This is a genomic window from Pseudomonas sp. ADAK18 (genome assembly GCF_012935695.1).
Lineage (GTDB): Bacteria > Pseudomonadota > Gammaproteobacteria > Pseudomonadales > Pseudomonadaceae > Aquipseudomonas.
Window position 1 is genome coordinate 4,855,835 of sequence record NZ_CP052859.1, and the last position, 18,185, is coordinate 4,874,019.

Genomic DNA, 18,185 nt, shown 5'->3' on the forward strand with positions numbered 1-18,185 from the left:
AGAGGTTCACATGTTCAAAGCATTAGTCGTTGACGACCATCCGTTTATTCGTGCTTCCGTTAAGGCGTTGCTTGGGGCAGAGCAGTTTGAAATAGTGGCGGAGGCGGGTAATGGTGTAGACGCTTTGCACTTGGCGCGTGAGTATGTCCCCGACCTGATTTTACTCGATATATCCATGCCGCTTCTCGACGGCATAGACGTTATCAGCCGCATCGTTGCCTCGGGTTTGCCCTGTAAAATCCTGGTGCTGACCTCCCTGGATGCGTCTTTTTACGCTTGGCGTTGCATGAACGCCGGAGCGTCTGGTTATGTCTCCAAGACCGGAAATCTTGCAGAGCTGACCCGGGCGATCAAGGCGATTATGGATGGCTACAGCTATTTTCCAGTGCTCGCCAACAGTTCGGTACGCACCGTTGATTACCAAGCCAGCGAGCATGACTTGATTCGAAACCTGTCCAACCGTGAACTGACCATTTTGCAGCAACTGGCTCGGGGTTTCAGTAACAAGGAAATTGGTGACGCCATGCTACTGAGCAACAAGACCATCAGTACTTATAAAACCCGACTGATTGAAAAGCTCAACGTCAAGTCAGTGGTCTATCTCGCTGATTTTGCCAAGCGCAACAATCTTCTCTAAACATGAAGTGGCCATTCGGGATTCTGATCGTTTTACTGTGTATCAACCCCTTTGTTCAAGCGGCGAACTTTCCTGACGATTTCGAACCACTGAAGTTGTTGGGACGTTCCCAGCTCACAGGTGTGACCCTGAAGTTGTCAGAAATTGACAGGGGCTTGTTGCGCGAAAAAAAAATAATGCGAGTCGGGGTTGTCACCACCGACGCCTCACCTTTGGGGTTGAGTACGAGTACTTACGATTACGAGGGGATTGCAGCCGACTACTTGGAGCTGATTGCCGGCTTGTTGAATGTCGAAATTCAGATTCAACGCTATCAAGCCCGTATACAAGCGGTAGAAGCGCTCAAAAGAGGCGAGGTGGACCTGTTGGGGATCGCTTCCGCCGTTGATGCAACGGATCCTGAACTGGTGGTTTCGAGGTCCTATCTCGATGACCAACCTGTGTTAGTCAGCCGCAGGGACAGCAATGCGATCCTGCCGAAGGACCTTGCTGGGCAACAATTGGCAATGGCTGAATATGACCCGTCTGTCTCCTTGGTCAGGGCGCATTACCCGTTGGCAAAGCTGCAGTTGTATCCGACAGATCTGGATGCCATCAGCGCTGTAGTTTTTGACCAAGCTGATGTTTACCTCGGTGGAGCGACGACTGCTAGCTACCTGATCAATAGAAACTTTCTGTCCGATGTTTATCTGACGGACTTCGCGAGCCTGGACGTGACCAGTATCGGTTTTGCGCTGCGGGTTGAAGATCAGCAGTTGTTGGGTATTGTCAACCGGGCGTTGATAACCATCCCAGCAGAAGAAAGCACAATAATCAAACGGCGCTGGGGGGTAGAAACGATCACTGTAAGTGACCATGATAAGATTGAACTCAGCCCGAATGAGCAACGCTGGCTGGCGAACCACCCCCACTTGAGGGTAGCGGTACTGGAGAACAGTCCACCGTTGGCCTTTTTCGATCAGCAGGGAAGTTTTCGCGGTATCAGCGCTGATCTGTTGGCCGTGCTTCGTCGTCGTACAGGTCTTACCTTAGAGGTGACACGTGCCTACTCGCTGGATGGCCTTGTAGAGTTGGTCAAAAATGGCAAGGCTGACTTCATTGCGGCGTTCAATCCAAACGCTGCTAACAGCGACCTGCGGTTTACCCGATCCTATTTGACCACACCCTATGTACTGAGCGTTCGTACTGGCGATGAGAAAGTCGGCAGTTTGGATGATCTGGCGGGGAAGCGTCTGGCAATCAGAAAAGGTGGTGATGTACGGGGTTATATTGGTCGGTATTATCCGCAGATAATTTTGGTTGATACAGCAGATGCTACTGATGCCTTATCGATGGTCGCGGAGGGTAAAGCCGATGCCGCCGTCACTACTTGGGTCAACGCCCGCTATCTGATTGCTACTCGGTACCAATCCCGTGTTCGGGTGAGTCGAACCGTTGGTTTGCAGCCCGCGCAAATAGCACTTGCCACTGATCGCGGGTCGTTAGAGCTGTATTCAATTCTGGACAAGGTGATGATGAGTCTCTCCCCGCAGGAGTTGGATGAGCTTACCAGTCGTTGGCGTAATGAAGTCGTGGTGGACAATAAACGCACACAGGCCAATCAATCGGAAATCATACGAGGTTCGGCTATCGCCGCGATTTTGTTACTGGCGGCGTTCGGATGGATTATCTACTTGCAGCGCCTGATTCAGAGACGTGAGGTGGCCGAGCAGGCGTTGAATGAACAAATGGAGTTCATGCGGGTACTGATCGATGGGTTACCTCACCCTATCTACGTCCGAGACCGCAAGACACGGATGCTACTGTGCAATCAACGTTTTCTGGAGGCGGTTGGAAGTACTCGCGAGAAGATTATTGGCACACGGTTATCCGAAACCGGGATCATCGATTCAAGCCTCGGGGCCGTGTTCGAACGGCAATACCTAGAGGTCATGGAAGGAGGTCAGGAATTGATTGCTGACTGCCAGCTGTCGTTTCCCAATGGCCAGGTTATTACGGCTTATCATTGGATACTGCCGTTTCGCGACAACTCGGACGAGGTCAAGGGCATTATTGCCGGGTGGATTGATATCAGTGAGCGCGAGCGCTTGCTCGAGCAGCTTACAGACGCCAAGAAGGACGCGGATAAGGCCAATCGAGCGAAAACCACTTTCCTGGCAACCATGAGTCATGAAATACGTACCCCGATGAACGCTGTGGTGGGGATGCTGGAGCTGGCCATGAAAAAGGCTGACCAAGGCATTCTCGACCGTTTTGCCATTGACGTGGCATCGGGCGCTGCGCGAGGACTTCTGGAACTGATTGGCGACATCCTGGATGTGGTACGCATCGAGTCTGAGCGCTTGACGCTGGTACCGCAACGGGCGGCGCTCAAAGAACTTGTGGTGTCGGTGGTACGGGTATTCGAAGGGTTAGCCCGGCAGAAACAGTTGAGTCTTGTGTTGTCATTCGATGAAAAAGCCAACAAAGACGTTCTGATCGATCCGATACGGTTCAAGCAGGTACTGTCCAACCTGATCGGTAACGCCATCAAGTTCACGAGTGTCGGGCAGGTGCAGGTCTGTGTAAAGGTCACGCATTCGGCCAACAACCAAAGCATGGGTGTTCAGGTGTTGGTGCGCGATACCGGGATAGGTATTTCCGTGGACGATCAGCAGCGGCTATTCGTGCCATTCAACCAGGCCAGCCATTCGAGTGCGGGAGGTTCAGGCTTGGGGCTGGCGATTAGCCGCAAACTGTGTTCGATGATGCAGGGTGAGTTGAACCTCGCCAGCGTGTTAGGGCAAGGCACACAGACCGAGGTGTTGCTGGAACTGGAGGTTCTTGCTCCATTGCCGCCCACCAGACCGGAGCCCGTGTTACCCGAAGTTGGCAAGGTATTGAAAGTGCTGGTGGTTGATGATTATCCAGCCAACCGTTTGCTGTTATCACAGCAGTTGAGTTACCTGGGGCACACGGTCGATGACGAGCCGGACGGTGCCCATGGCTTGTGTGCCTGGCGCAATGGTCATTTCGATGTGGTGATTACCGACTGCAACATGCCGGTGATGACAGGCTACGAACTGGCCAGGGCGATCCGCGCTGAGGAGGCTGATTCGGGCGCGGCGCGTTGCTTGATCCTGGGGTTCACCGCCAACGCGCAACCGGAGGAAAAGGATCGCTGCCTGGAAGCGGGCATGGATGATTGTCTATTCAAGCCCATCAGTATGAAGGACCTGACTGCGCGCTTGTCCGGTGTGGAGTTGGTGTTCGATGAAACAGGGGACGCTGATGGCTCAATACCACTGTCCGACGACATTGACCTCAGGAGCCTCGAACAACTGGCTCATGGTGACCGAACGCTGGTTAACAGCTTGTTGCGGGATCTGGCCAGTAGCAACGAAGAGGATTTGTTACGGCTGCTCAAACTCTACAGTGATCACGACTTGAGCGGGCTGTCCGACCTGGGCCATCGGGTCAAGGGAGGAGCACGTATCATCAAGGCGCATCGCCTGATCCAGTGCTGCGAGCAATTGCAAACTGAATGTAATGGCCATGACGCGGTGCGGCTGACCCAGGCGGTGGATGCTCTGCACGAGGCCATGGAGGCATTGGCGCAGCGTCTGGAGGCGTGTATTGACTAGCTAGCGCGTCAGGAGAGCCTGGTGTATTTGCGAATGGCGGGGAAAGCTTGGGGAATGGCCAACGACCCCACTGTATCAATGGGGCGTTGGCGTTGTAGGGCATGAGTCGCTCATCGAGCAGGGCTGATGATCACTGATAAACGATGTTCAGCGTGGCGGTTGCCCTGATCTCGCCACTGGTAAGTTCAGCGGGGTTGTAAGGGAAGTAGTAAGCGCCCATGCCAACTGAGAAATTGCTATTAACCACAGCACCTGCAGCGGCACTGAAAATGGAGGTGGCACTTCCGCGGTTTAAGGTGGAGGTGGAAAAGACAACCGGTGCGTTGGGAGTGTCGCGTTTGGCTACCTTTATACCGACGCCTTTCGCCGAGCCAGGCGTGCTGTCCATCAATACGCTATTGTCGGATGGAAGCAGGTTATTGCTGGATAAAAACATGTCGATTGCGCGGTCGGTGCTGCCGTTAGCCAGCAGGTTGTTACAGCTGAAATTCAATGTAAATGGCGTATAACCCGGTTGAGGGATTTTTGTCAGCTGCGCAACACCTATTTTAGGAAGATTCACCATCAACCCTGCGTTGTTGAAGTTGCAGGTAGCCATCTTAGGTGTATAAGTGATGATGAGATTTTGTGAGTACATATCTCGTTCATTTAGAGGCCAGCCCGTGAATCCCTTCAGAATCCACACGGCGACATTGTAAGCAAAAACAGCTGGAGATGCTGCCCACTCCAACCAGCCCATTCCAGACGTATCTCTCACAATTATTAAGTTACTAAACTGCCCCGTATTACCGCTGACTTTAGCATCGTCAGGCCCGTTGCTCATCAGGGAGAAACGCATGGTGATTGGCGTGTTCAACTCTGAGGATGTATGTCCACCACTTGATAACAGTTTACCTTGTATCGGCCCTACAACCTCCACTCGTACCCAGTGTTTTCCATCTTCCAGTCCAACAGATATTACCTTGGAGGTATCTGACAGGGGAGAGAAGTAATCAAAATTGGCATCTGTCGAACAATTGAAGCCAAATGCCCCCAAGTCGCTGTTAATTGTTTGTGTCCAGACACGGCTTCTTTCGCTTAGTTTGTCTGAAAGGTCGATTGCCATAACTGAACCATATTCGGTAGGTCCATTATAACAGGTTGCGTAACTGATCGTGCTGAACAACCCAGACACCAAAAACACAATAATAAATCTGTTCATGATAATTAATTTTCTCATATTAATGGCAGACATTTTGAGAAGTATCCGTAGCCAAGTCGGGCTGGCGGATAATGCAGCTACCGTTACTCAGTCGAACCTCAAGGTGCTCCGGTTTTTCTTCGGATTTTATGTACAGGACACTGGCCTGACCGACAAAGCCGACAGACTCGCCTGATTTATCCAATACCTCTGCACCAAATGGCATAGGGCTACCATCTGCCTTGCGCGCCTGAACGGTGTAAGACTGACGTTGGTCTGTCTCAAACTTCACATGACTAACCGTGCCGGCAAAAGGCACAGTGTTGGCAATATTTCCGATAATCTCTGCGCCGGAACTGTTACCGCTGTCGGACAACGTAACTGAATTCAAGCGGTAAGGTGTCGCGTATGGAACCAACGCCAAGCCATCTTTGTTGGTCACAATACTTTGGTCTCCATTGACCATAAGGCCTTTGGCTTTGGGAGCCTCAACTACCATCATGGTGCTGCCGATTTCATTGGAGGCCAATATATGCCCAGGAATCATCACGATACTGCCTCGAGCACCTAAGCCGGTTTGCCGATAATCGGACGACTCACCATAAGAGGCACCCACTGTTGAAACATTGGTACGGTAGGAGGTATTAACGCTGGCGGTGTTATTCCCTCCGTTTTGATTGCTGGCAGCTACGGTGTAACTCAGGCGGTTTGATTCCAGTGCATTGCCACTCACGCTAACGTTACTTTGCTGATAGCGCGAGTCCACCAGTGATGCACCACTGTTGAGATACGCCCTGTTGCCGGCGATATCAAAGGGCATGGTCATTGAGAGATAGAATCGCGTCTCTTCATCACGGTTTGAGTTTCTGACGCGGTTGGCAGAGAGATTGTAATTAACCTGCCCTACAGCGTTTGTGTAACCAAATTGGTACTCACGACTTTTAGTGTTATTTGTCCAGTAGTCGCGTTGTGTTCCGGAAAAAAACACGGTGCCCCAGTTATCTTTCAAACGCTGGTTCAGACTTAAATTAAAGGTGTTACGTGGGCGTGCGCTTCGCAGGGCATCCCAGGTATTCAAGTCGAGGATCGGAGCATCATCTTCGTCAAGTGTGTTTCGATAGTCGTTGATTTGTCTTTCGAGTTCACGGTAGCCCTCTTGGGAATAAATGGCATCGCTGAAGCTGTAGTAGCCTTCGGTAGAATAGCGATACGCCGCCAAGGTAAAGTTGGTGGCCGTTACATCCAGGAATTTACTGTAGGAAACGCGTACACTTTGCCCGCTTTTGCTTTGGTTCTTTAACTGAGTATTCGATTGGGTCACGTCAACAGAGACGGCACCGATCGGCAGGTTCAAGCCGCTGCCGACAAGATAGGCGCGGTAATCATTGCTGAGGGTTGTGCCTGCATATCCGGTCAACAGATTGTTGAGCCCATACTGCAACGTACCCTGCACAAAACCAGGGCTATAGTCGGTATTGGTCTGGTTAACTTTACCGGCCACCAAGCTGTACTTACTGATCCCTTCCTTGAGCATATTAGGCACGGCAGAAAACGGTACGTTGAACGACTGCTCGCGACCATCGGCCTCGTGGACCACCACCGTCAGGTCGCCAGCGGACCCGGAGGGCTGGATATTGTCGAAGGTAAAGGCGCCAGGAGGTACGCTTTCCTGATAAACCACGTTGCCGTTCTGCATGACTTTTACCAGGGCATTGGTTTGTGCAACGCCACGCACAATGGGCGAGAACCCTTGTTTGGAGTTGGGCAGCATATTAATGTCGGACGTCAACGACACACCGCGAACTCTGATCGAGTCAAAGAGATCACCTGCCGAGTAGAAATCACCGAGCTTGAAGTTGGACGTAATAGAGGAAATATTTTTCTGAAGATAGCGTGTGTTGTTTTGATACTTGAAGTTATCCGAGGAGCTTTTTCTTAACGAACTATTTTCACGGAATTGCCAGCCAGCAAAGTTAATGCCGAAATCCAAGCCAGAGTACAACTCGTCGTTAGATGCCCCGCCATTTTTCGATTGTATGCTGTAATGCATGGCATTGTAGCCGAATAAAAATGCGGGCACGCCATGATCCCAGAATTTCGGGTCGACATAACCGGCCTCCGAGCGATTCACATAAGACTGGGGCACAGTCAGCTTCAGGCTCAGGGTGCTGATATCTAAAAGAAAAGAACCGCCTTGAACCAATTGGCTGATTTGTAGACTGTCCTCGCCTGGTTGCACAGGGGGCAAGCCACTCATGTTGATCCCAAGAAGTGCGCTATCTTCATAGCTGATCTTGATATCGTCTTTTACGCCGCCAAATACTAATGAATAGCGGCCTTTCCAGGTGCTATTGACATAAATATCAATATCTTGTTTGCCCGCAGGTATCTCGGAGCTCGCATAAAAGCGTGAAAGATCAGATTCCCGGGACTTGCCGGCCATCAGCGAAGTGTCAAAGGTTTCTGCATAGGCTTTGTCCAGTAGAAACAGCAAGGACACTGTGAGGGCTTTAATAAGGGTTTTGTGCTGTTTCATTCTTGGGTTTTACCTTAGTGCGATACTACAGCTTTAGTTTTGTAAGCACCCAAATCATCGATATACATCATGGTGTAGGGTGCATTTTTACTGACGGACTCTTTACTCTCGACGAATGTAGAGGAAAAAGGAGCGATCATGACTGAGTCAACGAGCAGATGTTTTTTGTCGTGTTGATCAATGTTAGCGAGTGTGAAGAAGTACGCGCTTTTATTGATCACGTTAAAACCTTTCGCGACCGCTTGCAGTTCGATTTTTTCGATGCTGCTGCTGGCCTTTTCCTTTAGCCCGCTCGGGCGATAGAACATTTTTATGCGAGACTTGATCGCCAGCTGCAGTGTGTTTGCTCCCTTTAAATTTTCAGGGGTTGGAGGGATGTCTAGCACATTTAAAAAGAAAACAGACTCCCGATCCGCAACCAGTGGAGCGCCGACTTTAGTAATTCTGAGTTGTTGACCGCTTTCTCCAGAAACTTTGACAACTGGCGGAGATAGGAGGAACGGAACATTGGCTGTTTCCGGCGTGGAGTTGATGTCGCCATCATCTATCCATGCTTGAACCAAGGAGGAGTCACTTCCATTATTGATGAGTTGAACTATTACATCTTTGTTTGCTCCTGGATAAATAACACGAGTGCCATTGATGACAATGTTGGCCTGCGCAGACACGGAGCTGAGTAGTAATCCTGCTAAAACTAGTTTCTTTATCATGATATTTTCCTGAACCAGGCCCATGGGATGGGCCTGGTACACGGGCTGTATTACAAGTAGGAAATGGTGTAGGTCAGATTGGAACTAAGGGCGCCAACTTTGGCGTCGGCGGCATTGGTTTTGTAGTAGTACGCATCAAGCACGAGTGTTTCAGGTGTTGTACCTGCTCCGCTGATGCCAGTGTCGAGCGGCACGTTCAATTGGATTGGCGCGATAGAGCCTGGCTTCGCCAGTGAGAAACCGACGTTTTTGGCAACATCAGCATCACTTTCGTTGACTGTGTTGTTCAGCAAAAACTTACCGTCTGTGGAAATGTTATCTGCGGACGAGAAATACATTTTCAATGGAGTGCCAGCAACTCCTGCGGCTGGGGTGCAGCCCGAGAAGGTCAAAGAAAACGATTTTTTGTTTTTGGTCAGCGGGCCAACGGCGTTACCGGCGTCAATCACGGAAATAGGAGACAGCGCAACGGTGAAATCTGCACTTTTACCGCCATTGATAGTGCAAGTAGTGTCGGTAATCGCGCCGCTGAAGGAAATAACACCGCCGGCAGCGTTATCATCGGCCATGACGTTTGCGGAAGCCAGGACAGAGGCCAGTGCTGCCAGAGAGAAAGCGTGCTTAATCATTAGAACTCCGTTAATTCGTTAATGTTTATTAATGTTGCTGTTGCCAAAAACTCAAAGAAAATATTTGTCTTATACAAGAATTTTTTTGAGGTCAGTATCATGTTGCGCTTGCACAATGGGGCAAACATCAACGATAAATTCAGTCAGGTGCGACACTACATGTGCAGCACAGTCCTACAATATTGTCGATGTGGTCACCTCGTTTTTCATCCTGCGAAACCAATCAGTTTCTGCAGAGTAGAAAATTAGAACTCGAAATGAGCTGGTCATAGTTTGTCTAGGTGCAAGGAAGGAGCCTGTAGGATCGATCTCTATGCCGTGTAGGAAATTTCCTAGGGTGTTTCGAGGTTGCTTGAGTGCCGTGCAGAGCTAAAATTGGAAGGAAATTTCCTACGTGTTGGTGGGATTTTTCGAGGTTTTTGTGCGCTGAACAAAGGCGAATATATGGCAATCCAGCTAAGTTATATCAATGCATCGTTTCGCAAACTTCAAGCTTGAAATATGGCGCTACTGATGTTGAGCGTAGTGTATGGATCATGTTTAGGATAAGGAGGTGCTTTAGAAAAGCATTTATGAAAAAGGAATATCGAGAACTGAAGTTATGCCGTATTCCGGAGAGTTATCATGCTAGTGTTGCCCCTACGCGTTTTTGTCCTGAACGCGAATTTTTTTCAGCGAGCAACTACTGTCAATATGTTGCGGCACCTGGGGTGTGATGTCGTATTCAGTGCGTCGTCCGCCAGTCACGCGTGGCATGCTCTGTACAACGTCGGGCCGGTAGATATCGCTTTCTGCGACTTGCGTACGGAAGGGCTAGATAGCCTTGATTTTTTGCAACGTTCGGCGAAGAGCGGGCTGGTGCGATCGGTCATCATCAACAATTCGCTCGCTGAAGATGTACAGCGGGCAGCGAGACAACTGATGCCCCTGTTGGGGCTGAAGATGTTGGGTGAGATGGGTAATCCTCTACAGCTTGATACGCTGAACGGTCTTCTGATGAGTTGTTTGAACCAGTCTGCGGGCCCGGTGGATTCCACCGGTGTGAACGTAGTGGTCAGTGAGGAAGAGATCCGCTCGGCTATGGCGAGTGGCCAAATGGAGACCTACTTTCAGCCCAAGATCAATCTGGTGAACAACCAAGTCTCGGGTGTCGAAGCGCTTACTCGCTGGAACCACCCAAGAAAAGGGGTCGTTTCGCCTATAGTGTTTATGCCGACTATTGAGCGCTGTGGCTTGCTTAATCAGTTGTTTTTTGCACAGCTCGATCATGGGTTGCAATTGCAGCGCCGCTGTCTGACGCGTGGTCAAATTCTAAACGTTGCGTTCAACCTGCAACCTTCCCAGTTGTCCGATGTGGCATTGGTTTCCAGGATTAAAGCAGCCTTGGCGAGTTTCAAATTACCGGCGGCCGGAGTGACCTTCGAGTTGACCGAAACCGGGTTGGTGGAAGCGTCGGCCGGGTGCATGGAAAACCTGGTGCGACTGCGCATGATGGGTTGTCGATTATCCATTGATGATTTTGGTTCCGGTTTTTCATCGTTGCAACGCTTGTGTCAGTTGCCCTTCAACGAGATCAAGCTGGACGGTGAATTCGTTCAGGCAATGGACGATGGGCCGCGTCCCCGGGCCGTTATCAGCAGCACCATTGCTTTGGGTGAGTCCCTGGGTATGACGGTAGTGGCTGAGGGTATCGAAACACAGAAGCAACACAACCAATTAGTGGCTCTGGGCTGCGTGCATGGGCAGGGCTACTTCTTTGCCAAACCGATGACGAAGCAAGACCTGGATTGTTGGCTTCAATCAGGGGGCCCACACGCTGGGGAGAGTGGGCAGTATTCGACCATTTCTCCATGACATTTCGGCCTCAGTATGTAGATCGACATCGCTATCTGCAGCCTCTGCTTGCTCGTGTAATATATAAGGATTAAAAATGCCAACCCCCTCTTTACGTATCTTGATTGTTGACGATCAACCTGCGCAGCGGTTGAGTATCGAGAAAATGCTGAATCAGCAGGGTTATCACCGAATCGCACCAGTGGCGACATTTGCGGAGTTGTTGGCAATGGTCGAAGGCGCCATCGAGCCCTTTGATCTGTTGGTGATCAATAGCGCTCTGGGAGCAGATGCAACGTTCAATCTGGATGATTTTTTTCGCAACTGTCCGGCTATTCGTCACACGCTGGTTTATGACGGTCTGCCGCGCGGTGAACAGGAAATAGTCTTGGTGCCGGGATCAAGGGTAATTAAAAGGCTCTTGCAAACACCTGATGAGCAGACGATAAGAAACCTCATGCTGGCTATTGATTCGCCAAAGGGGCATCCCACACGCAGCCCTTGTCTGCGTTGGGTGCCTTGAGCCTTAGGCCGTTATCGTGCTATTCCCTGGTTCGTGTTCGGCGTCGTGTTTCAAAGGCGCCGAGGATCTCTTCTTTATTTTCCATTAGCATAGATTCGGACATCGCTTACGAACTGTCTTGTGCGGTTGTGGCTTTCGCCGCAGGGAAACGCTCAGCCGTGTCCGGTCTCAGGGATAGGCAAGCTCCGGGCATTAGCGCTGTACCATGGCGCCGTCGAAGAAGACGCCCACACACAAGCAAAGTACTTGTGGGGCAACCGCCCAAAATACCTTGATCCAAACTAGTCCATACGATGAAGTTTAGATTTCACACATCTGAACTCTGTCGGATGAGATGGAGAGAATATCAATGAGCGACGGACACCTTCGTTTCACAGCTGGGCTGCATACCATAATCGACAACACTGGATCTTATTCCCCTTTAATACCATTAAACTATTTCACTAGGCGCAGTCTGCTCAAGGGTTGCATAGCCGGGATGGGCACCAGCGTGTTGTCACCTTGTTCGTTGTGGGCGGCATCTTCGGGGAGCCTTATTAACGATGTAACGCAACTCAACCCAATCTGGGTGCGTCAACTGTTCGTTCCGCGTACAACCGACGATATACGGCGGGTGCTTACTACATGGCCAGGTCCTGTCAGTATCGGTGGTGGCCGTTTTAGCATGGGTGGACAGATTGCTACCGAAGACAGCTTGCACTTCGATATGCGTCAGCTCAATCAGGTAATACATTATTCGCCCGAGAACAAGGTCATACGTGTGCAGGCAGGAATACGCTGGCGAGACCTGCAGTCTGTCATTGATCCGCATGATCTGTCGGTGAAAGTTATGCAGAGCTATGCCAACTTTACCGTCGGTGGAGCGCTGTCGGTAAATGCTCATGGACGGTATGTCGGTGCTGGTCCAGTAAGCAACTCGGTACGTGCCTTGCGGTTATTGCTTGCTGACGGTTCAGAAGTAGAAGCATCGCGCAATGTAAATACCGACTTGTTCTACGCTGCCATGGGGAGCTATGGCGCGCTGGGGATCATCACTGAAGTTGAATTAGATCTTGTGCCAAACGTCAGCATGGAGCGTCAGGTGCACCATATGTCAGTTACGGATTATCCCAAGTTTTTTAGTGAGCAGATTCGCGGTAACGAGCAAGCTATTCTGCACAATGTAGACTTGACACCACCTTATTTTGATCAAGCCACTTCTATCACTTGGCGTATGACGGACAAAGAGCTAACAGTTTCCGACAGGCTAGTGGCACCGGAGCGCTCGTACAAATTCGACCAGGCCATTATGTGGGGGGTGTCCAGACTTCCCGGCGGCCCGTCAATTCGTAAGGATATAGTCGATCGTCTGCGCTATTTCAGCCAACCGGTTGTGCGTCGCAATTATGAGGCCAGTAGGGACGTTGCTTCGCTCGGGCCTATCGCAACTCGAAACAGCACCTATGCTCTGCAAGAGTATTTTGTACCGCGAGCTCATCTAAGCGTCTTCGTGACGCAGATGGCTAGTATACTGCAAACGCACAGTGTTAATGCCGTTAACATATCCATTCGACACTCGCCGCCCGATCCATACACGTGTTTGTCATGGGCACGCGAAGAGGTGTTTTCGTTCGTACTCTATTACTGGCAACATGTTAGCCTAGCTGACCGCGAGGAGGTCGGCGTATGGACACGCAAACTTATCGATGCGGCGCTTTCGTTCGGGGGGTGCTACTATCTGCCTTACCAGTTGCATGCGACGAAGGAGCAGTTCTCACGTGCCTATCCCAGCGCCCTGCGCTTATTCGCACTTAAGGAAAAATTCGATCCGCAAATGCGATTCCGAAACAAACTATGGGACAAATACCACCTTGGGTAGTACAACGCGGACGCCGGAGAAACAACCCGATGTAGCCTAGCCAAAGATCGGGCTTGCCCTATTCATAGCGTTCAACGCCGAACGTTTGGACGAGCTGATTAGACGTTGGTGGTTCGTAATGGCCGCACATCAGATGTCTCCTGATAATTGGCGGCCATGCCCTACGTAGTGGCCAAGGCCAAGTGAATTGATCCTTATTGCAGAGCCGCCCGAGGCTTGAGGAAAGTTTCAGTCTTGTCGTCTGCCAGTTGGAAAATGAATCGCCCCGGATTCTCTAGGGATGCTCCGATCAACTTGCCGTATGCCGTCGGCCAGTCGCATTTCTCCCGAAGCGCACCGCTATTTGCTGAAAAGCGAACGGTGCTTCGGGCATTGAGGGCTTTTCAGCCCAGCTCCCCGCGTTACACGCGTAACTCGCCCATACCCATCAGCTGTTTTCGAGCCATCCAGAGGTTCGACAGAGCAAACAGCGTGGTCAGTTGAGCAGTGTTTTTCATCAGCCCACGAAAGCGCACTTTCACATAACCAAACTGGCGCTTGATCACCCGAAACGGAAGTTCGACCTTGGCCCGCGTCAGGGCTTTGCAGTACTCGATTTTGCGCTTGGCCTTGTAGAGCTGGCTGCGTTTATTCAGTCGTGAATAAGTGCTACGTCGCGCCGCGATCTGCCAGATCACTTCACGACTTTCGTGCTCATCACGCTTCTCGACGCCGGTGTAACCGGCGTCCGCATAGACCGCGTTTTCCTCGCCATGTAGCAGCTCAGCAACTTGGGTTACGTCGGCCACATTCGCAGCTGTGCCGTGGACATGGTGAACCAGGCCTGACTCCACATCGGAGCCGATGTGGGCCTTCATTCCAAAGTAGTATTGGTTACCTTTTTTGGTCTGATGCATCTCAGGATCACGCTTGCCTTCCTCGTTCTTGGTTGAGCTGGGAGCATCGATGGTGCCCTGGCGCAGGGACAGACCTTTTTCCTGCAAATAACCGTTGATGACAGCCAGGATCGCAGGCGCCAATTTATGCTTCTCCAGCAAGTGCCGGAAGTTCATGATCGTGGTGTCTTCAGGGATCGGCGCACTTAATGTACGACGGGCGAACTGACGCATGGGAGTGATTTCATAAAGCGCTTCTTCCATGGCCGAGTCGCTCAGCGAGAACCAGTTTTGCAGCAGATGGATGCGCAACATGGTCTCCAGCGGATACGGTTTACGGCCACCACCAGCCTTCGGGTAATACGGTTCGATCAACCCCAACACACCACTCCAGGGCACCACCTGATCCATTTCGGCAAGGAAGCGTTCACGGCGGGTTGGCTTGCGCTTGCCGGCGTATTCAAAGTCGGAAAAGCTCATCTGGCTCATGCGTGGCTCGGGCCAGGTGGTGAAGGTGTATTTCAGCACATCTGAGGACTTGTTCGGAGTTTCCCTAAACGCCGGGCATACTCAGGCGAAACTCCATAACGTTCTATGATCAGAGCACCGGTCTTCCCTTCGCCTCGCCAGTGAGGGTGGATGCGTAGCGGTAAAAGAGCAGGGCTATTAAGTCTGCGCGTATGAATGGGCATGGTCCATATACCCATTTTAAGCACGTGATGTTGCTGCTAGGGCTCTGCACTAGCGAGGTTGGGCAATTACTCCCTAAAGTTGATGCCGGCTTCACCTGCGCAAGGTGTGTACCCCGTTCACTTAGATTAAAATCGCCACTGAGTCGTTCATGAAGCGATTCGTCGAGGGTGAGGCGCGGACTGGAGTGACGTTGCTATCCGAGTGCCTAGAAGCATCCAGCAAAAGAAAATATGCCGTAGGAAAGGCTGTTGAGAAAACATCGGCAATGGCGCGAGTGGCGCGTAGCTTAGCCGCCCTCACCATTGGTAACCAGCACCTACTGATACAGCCGTATCCCCACGCGAGTTTGTTGATCCTTGCAATTTACTAACCCACTTCCCATTTGACGATATATGGGAAATGCCGATGGCCAGAGATGACTGTCCTCGATAGTTTGCTGCACCTCCTGAGATCATACTCGCACCTGGGGCGTAGGGTTGCGGCAGGGCTGCCATTGCCATGGCCCCCGCGATACCTGCACTGAGATCGCTATCCAACGCCTTAATATCTTTTCGCAGGCTATTAATTGCCTTGTCAGTGTATGCGTTTGAGTTATTTGTTATTTCAGAGATGCTATTATTTAACTGAGACAAGTTAACGGCATCTGTACCTGAAGTGCCCGACGCGACATTAGTGACTTGACGTTCACTACCTGCCGCCCCAACAGAAACACTATTTTCACGATCAGCAACAGAGCCGCTACCTAAAGCAACAGAGTTCTCGGCACTGGCAGAGGATCCATCACCCAGAGCAACGGAGTGATTAGCCGCAGCATTAGAGTTGGTTCCTATAGCAACACTATTATTACCTGACGCCTTTGATCCGGCTCCACCTGCAACAGAATCCTTACCTGTCACTACAGGCTTGGGATTGCCAGATGCGTTATTGACTTGGAACATTCCATCTTTGCCATTTTGAATACTGCTAACATCTCCCTCAATATTTGTTACTCTATTATCAATATTATTGATGCTGTTCGTAATATTCGTTACACCATCTGTTATATTACTAATCGAGTCATCTGTATATTTTTTCGCTTCTGCAACCGCTCCGTCTAGTTGCCCAAGATTAACCACGTCATTGGCTTCCTTGCCGTCAGCGACATTACTGATTGTTCGATTTTCACCTGTGTCAGCGTTACCGACAGAAACAGTGCCGGTCGTAGTATTGTCTTCCCCAGAGTATTTTCCTTTATACGTTTCAGCCCCTCGTCCGCCGTCACTCGAATTGGCTCCTATCGCGACACTGCCGTCGGCAGACGCGTTAGCATTTTCGCCCATGGCTATAGAGGCTGCTCCGGACGCCTTTGCTTCATTGCCGGACGCTATTGAACCGGTACCTGAGGCGATAGACTTAGGACCCATTGCAACGGCATCAGTACCACTTGCAATTGCACCGGTTTTAGTAGAGTTCGATTGGAAAAATTTAATTCCGGCACCATTGAAGTTATTTTCAATATTGGTCACGCGATCACCAATATTGTTAACCTGACCGACTAATCCAAATAACTGTGACCCATTAACTGCGTCGTTAGACGTGGAACTAATAGTCCCGTTCGCCACATCAGTGATTTTGTTGGGTCCTTCTCCCTTATGTTTAGCACTGAAGACTTCGCGAGTTTGATCCCACTGCAATGAGTCTTCTGCCATCAACGCGACACCTTTTAGCTGTGCAATATTTACAGCATCCGTATCCTGAGTACCCGCGGCCACATTGGTGATTTGTCGGAGCATACCAGTCTTGGAGTTCCCCACGCTAACTGCACCAAGAGTTCCTGTAAAATCAAAAATTGAAGACCCTGCGACTGCAGAGATACCGGTTTTTGGGTCATAGCCGCTTATTCCTCCATCGCGATCGGAAGTAGAGCCGCTGCCTAATGCTACGCTACCTATTGCATTAGCAGCTGATCCACCGCCAATTGCTGTACTATTTTTATTACTTGCTAAAGAACCTTCCCCGACAGCAATACCTCGATATCCTAGGGACTGAGAGTTAGCACCGACAGCAATACTGAATGTACCAGAGGAAACAGATCTACTGCCATTTGCGATACTGTAAGAACCGGAAGCGTTAGTCTGAGTGCCGATAGCAGTGCTTGAGACCCCAGATGCACTCGCATGTGATCCTATAGCATTACTCTGCTCTCCGGCAGATATTGCATCTTCCCCCATTGCAAGGCTAGAACGTCCTTCAGATACTGCACCATATCCAAATGCGGAACTACCTTCCCCTCTGGCTTGAGCCAATACGCCAACAGCCGAGCTACTATACCCGGAGGCATTCGCTCCGTGGCCAATCGCATTACTAAAATCTCCCGAAGCATTAGTATTCATACCTAAGGCCATAGAATACTTTCCTATTGCCGTTGCTGACTCGCCAAAAGCGATAGCCCTTTCCCCTGATGCAATTGAAGAGTAACCTAATGCCATACTTCTCAATCCGGATGCATTGCCTTCTGTCAATACTCGAGGATAAATACTCAAAAAAGACATTGTTTCGGGGTTCTTTGTATCTACTTCTGAATCCTTTGATTGCGATGTTTTCAATATATTCATTTCGGGGAGTCGGCCTTCCCCAGCTTTCGCTATGCTGGCTAACCCCGGAGTATGATCCACTACAGTTTCTAAATCAGAACGATGGATTTTATAATTAGAAGTCTCTACTTCAGGCGGAGATTCAATTATCTCATCTGCCTTAGCGTAGCTCGACAGCGTCGTGAACAATATTAGCAAGAAGGTATGTCTTGTCTTTTTTAAAGGCTTATAAATTTTCATGTTTAAATTACTCTTAAAGTTTGCTTTTTGGATGCCCTTTAAACTTTAAGTTTTTTTTCTTGTAAAAAAAACAAGGATGTTCTTTGATACAGCCAAGAATTTTCTTGCTTTCACCTGGCGCTAGAAATATTCTGTAACGATTGGCAGACTTTAGAGTGGTTGATCGTAATCAAGATATATGCAGGCGACGGAAAGTCATAAGTTTTAGCGGCCGTATAATAACTGTCGCTATACGGTAGCCCAAAAGGGAATAGATCGCCGGCTATAAGGTGCCG

The 18,185-nt window shown here is 50.2% G+C and carries 11 protein-coding genes; 5 read left to right on the forward strand and 6 right to left on the reverse strand.

All coding sequences use genetic code 11. The features are described 5' to 3' along the window. Positions 1 to 10 precede the first annotated feature (10 nt). A complete protein-coding gene (locus tag HKK55_RS21980; RefSeq protein WP_169356569.1) occupies positions 11 to 637 on the forward strand; it encodes a response regulator transcription factor in 627 nt (208 codons plus the stop codon). Positions 638 to 639: 2 nt separating this feature from the next. Further along, positions 640 to 4,260, forward strand: a complete 3,621-nt coding sequence (locus HKK55_RS21985; protein WP_169356570.1) for a transporter substrate-binding domain-containing protein — start codon at positions 640 to 642, stop codon at positions 4,258 to 4,260. Between the two features lie 130 nt (positions 4,261 to 4,390). On the opposite strand, the gene HKK55_RS21990 is transcribed toward HKK55_RS21985, so the two are convergent. From HKK55_RS21990 to HKK55_RS22005, 4 genes are read right to left on the reverse strand one after another with little or no spacing between them, the layout of a single operon-like run. Next, complete coding sequence (locus tag HKK55_RS21990) at positions 4,391 to 5,494, reverse strand: fimbrial protein (protein ID WP_169356571.1); 1,104 nt, start codon at positions 5,492 to 5,494, stop codon at positions 4,391 to 4,393. Further along, positions 5,481 to 7,976, reverse strand: a complete 2,496-nt coding sequence (locus HKK55_RS21995; protein WP_169356572.1) for a fimbria/pilus outer membrane usher protein — start codon at positions 7,974 to 7,976, stop codon at positions 5,481 to 5,483. The genes HKK55_RS21990 and HKK55_RS21995 overlap by 14 nt, the downstream gene beginning before the upstream one ends. Positions 7,977 to 7,990: 14 nt before the next feature. Then, positions 7,991 to 8,686, reverse strand: coding sequence for a molecular chaperone (locus HKK55_RS22000; RefSeq protein ID WP_169356573.1), 696 nt, complete (start codon positions 8,684 to 8,686; stop codon positions 7,991 to 7,993). A gap of 50 nt (positions 8,687 to 8,736) precedes the next feature. Continuing rightward, positions 8,737 to 9,315, reverse strand: a complete 579-nt coding sequence (locus HKK55_RS22005) for a fimbrial protein (protein WP_178128858.1) — start codon at positions 9,313 to 9,315, stop codon at positions 8,737 to 8,739. A 624-nt stretch (positions 9,316 to 9,939) separates the two neighbouring features. Between HKK55_RS22005 and HKK55_RS22010 the strand changes: the two genes are divergently transcribed. The 3 genes from HKK55_RS22010 (at position 9,940) to HKK55_RS22020 (ending at position 13,529) form a co-directional block, all read left to right on the forward strand. Continuing rightward, the gene (locus tag HKK55_RS22010) at positions 9,940 to 11,169 is read left to right on the forward strand and encodes an EAL domain-containing protein (RefSeq protein ID WP_169356574.1); all 1,230 of its coding nucleotides are present in this window, start codon (positions 9,940 to 9,942) and stop codon (positions 11,167 to 11,169) included. Between the two features lie 76 nt (positions 11,170 to 11,245). Continuing rightward, a complete protein-coding gene (locus tag HKK55_RS22015; RefSeq protein ID WP_169356575.1) occupies positions 11,246 to 11,671 on the forward strand; it encodes a response regulator in 426 nt (141 codons plus the stop codon). 349 nt (positions 11,672 to 12,020) lie between these two features. Then, positions 12,021 to 13,529, forward strand: coding sequence for an FAD-binding oxidoreductase (locus HKK55_RS22020; RefSeq protein ID WP_237151285.1), 1,509 nt, complete (start codon positions 12,021 to 12,023; stop codon positions 13,527 to 13,529). A gap of 401 nt (positions 13,530 to 13,930) precedes the next feature. On the opposite strand, the gene HKK55_RS22025 is transcribed toward HKK55_RS22020, so the two are convergent. Together HKK55_RS22025 and HKK55_RS22030 are read right to left on the reverse strand one after the other, a co-directional pair. Then, a complete protein-coding gene (locus HKK55_RS22025; RefSeq protein WP_169356576.1) occupies positions 13,931 to 14,893 on the reverse strand; it encodes an IS5 family transposase in 963 nt (320 codons plus the stop codon). 500 nt (positions 14,894 to 15,393) lie between these two features. Continuing rightward, positions 15,394 to 17,910 carry a YadA family autotransporter adhesin gene (locus tag HKK55_RS22030; RefSeq protein WP_169356577.1) on the reverse strand — a complete coding sequence of 839 codons (2,517 nt, stop codon included), beginning with the start codon at positions 17,908 to 17,910 and terminating at the stop codon, positions 15,394 to 15,396. Between the last annotated feature and the right edge of the window lie 275 nt (positions 17,911 to 18,185).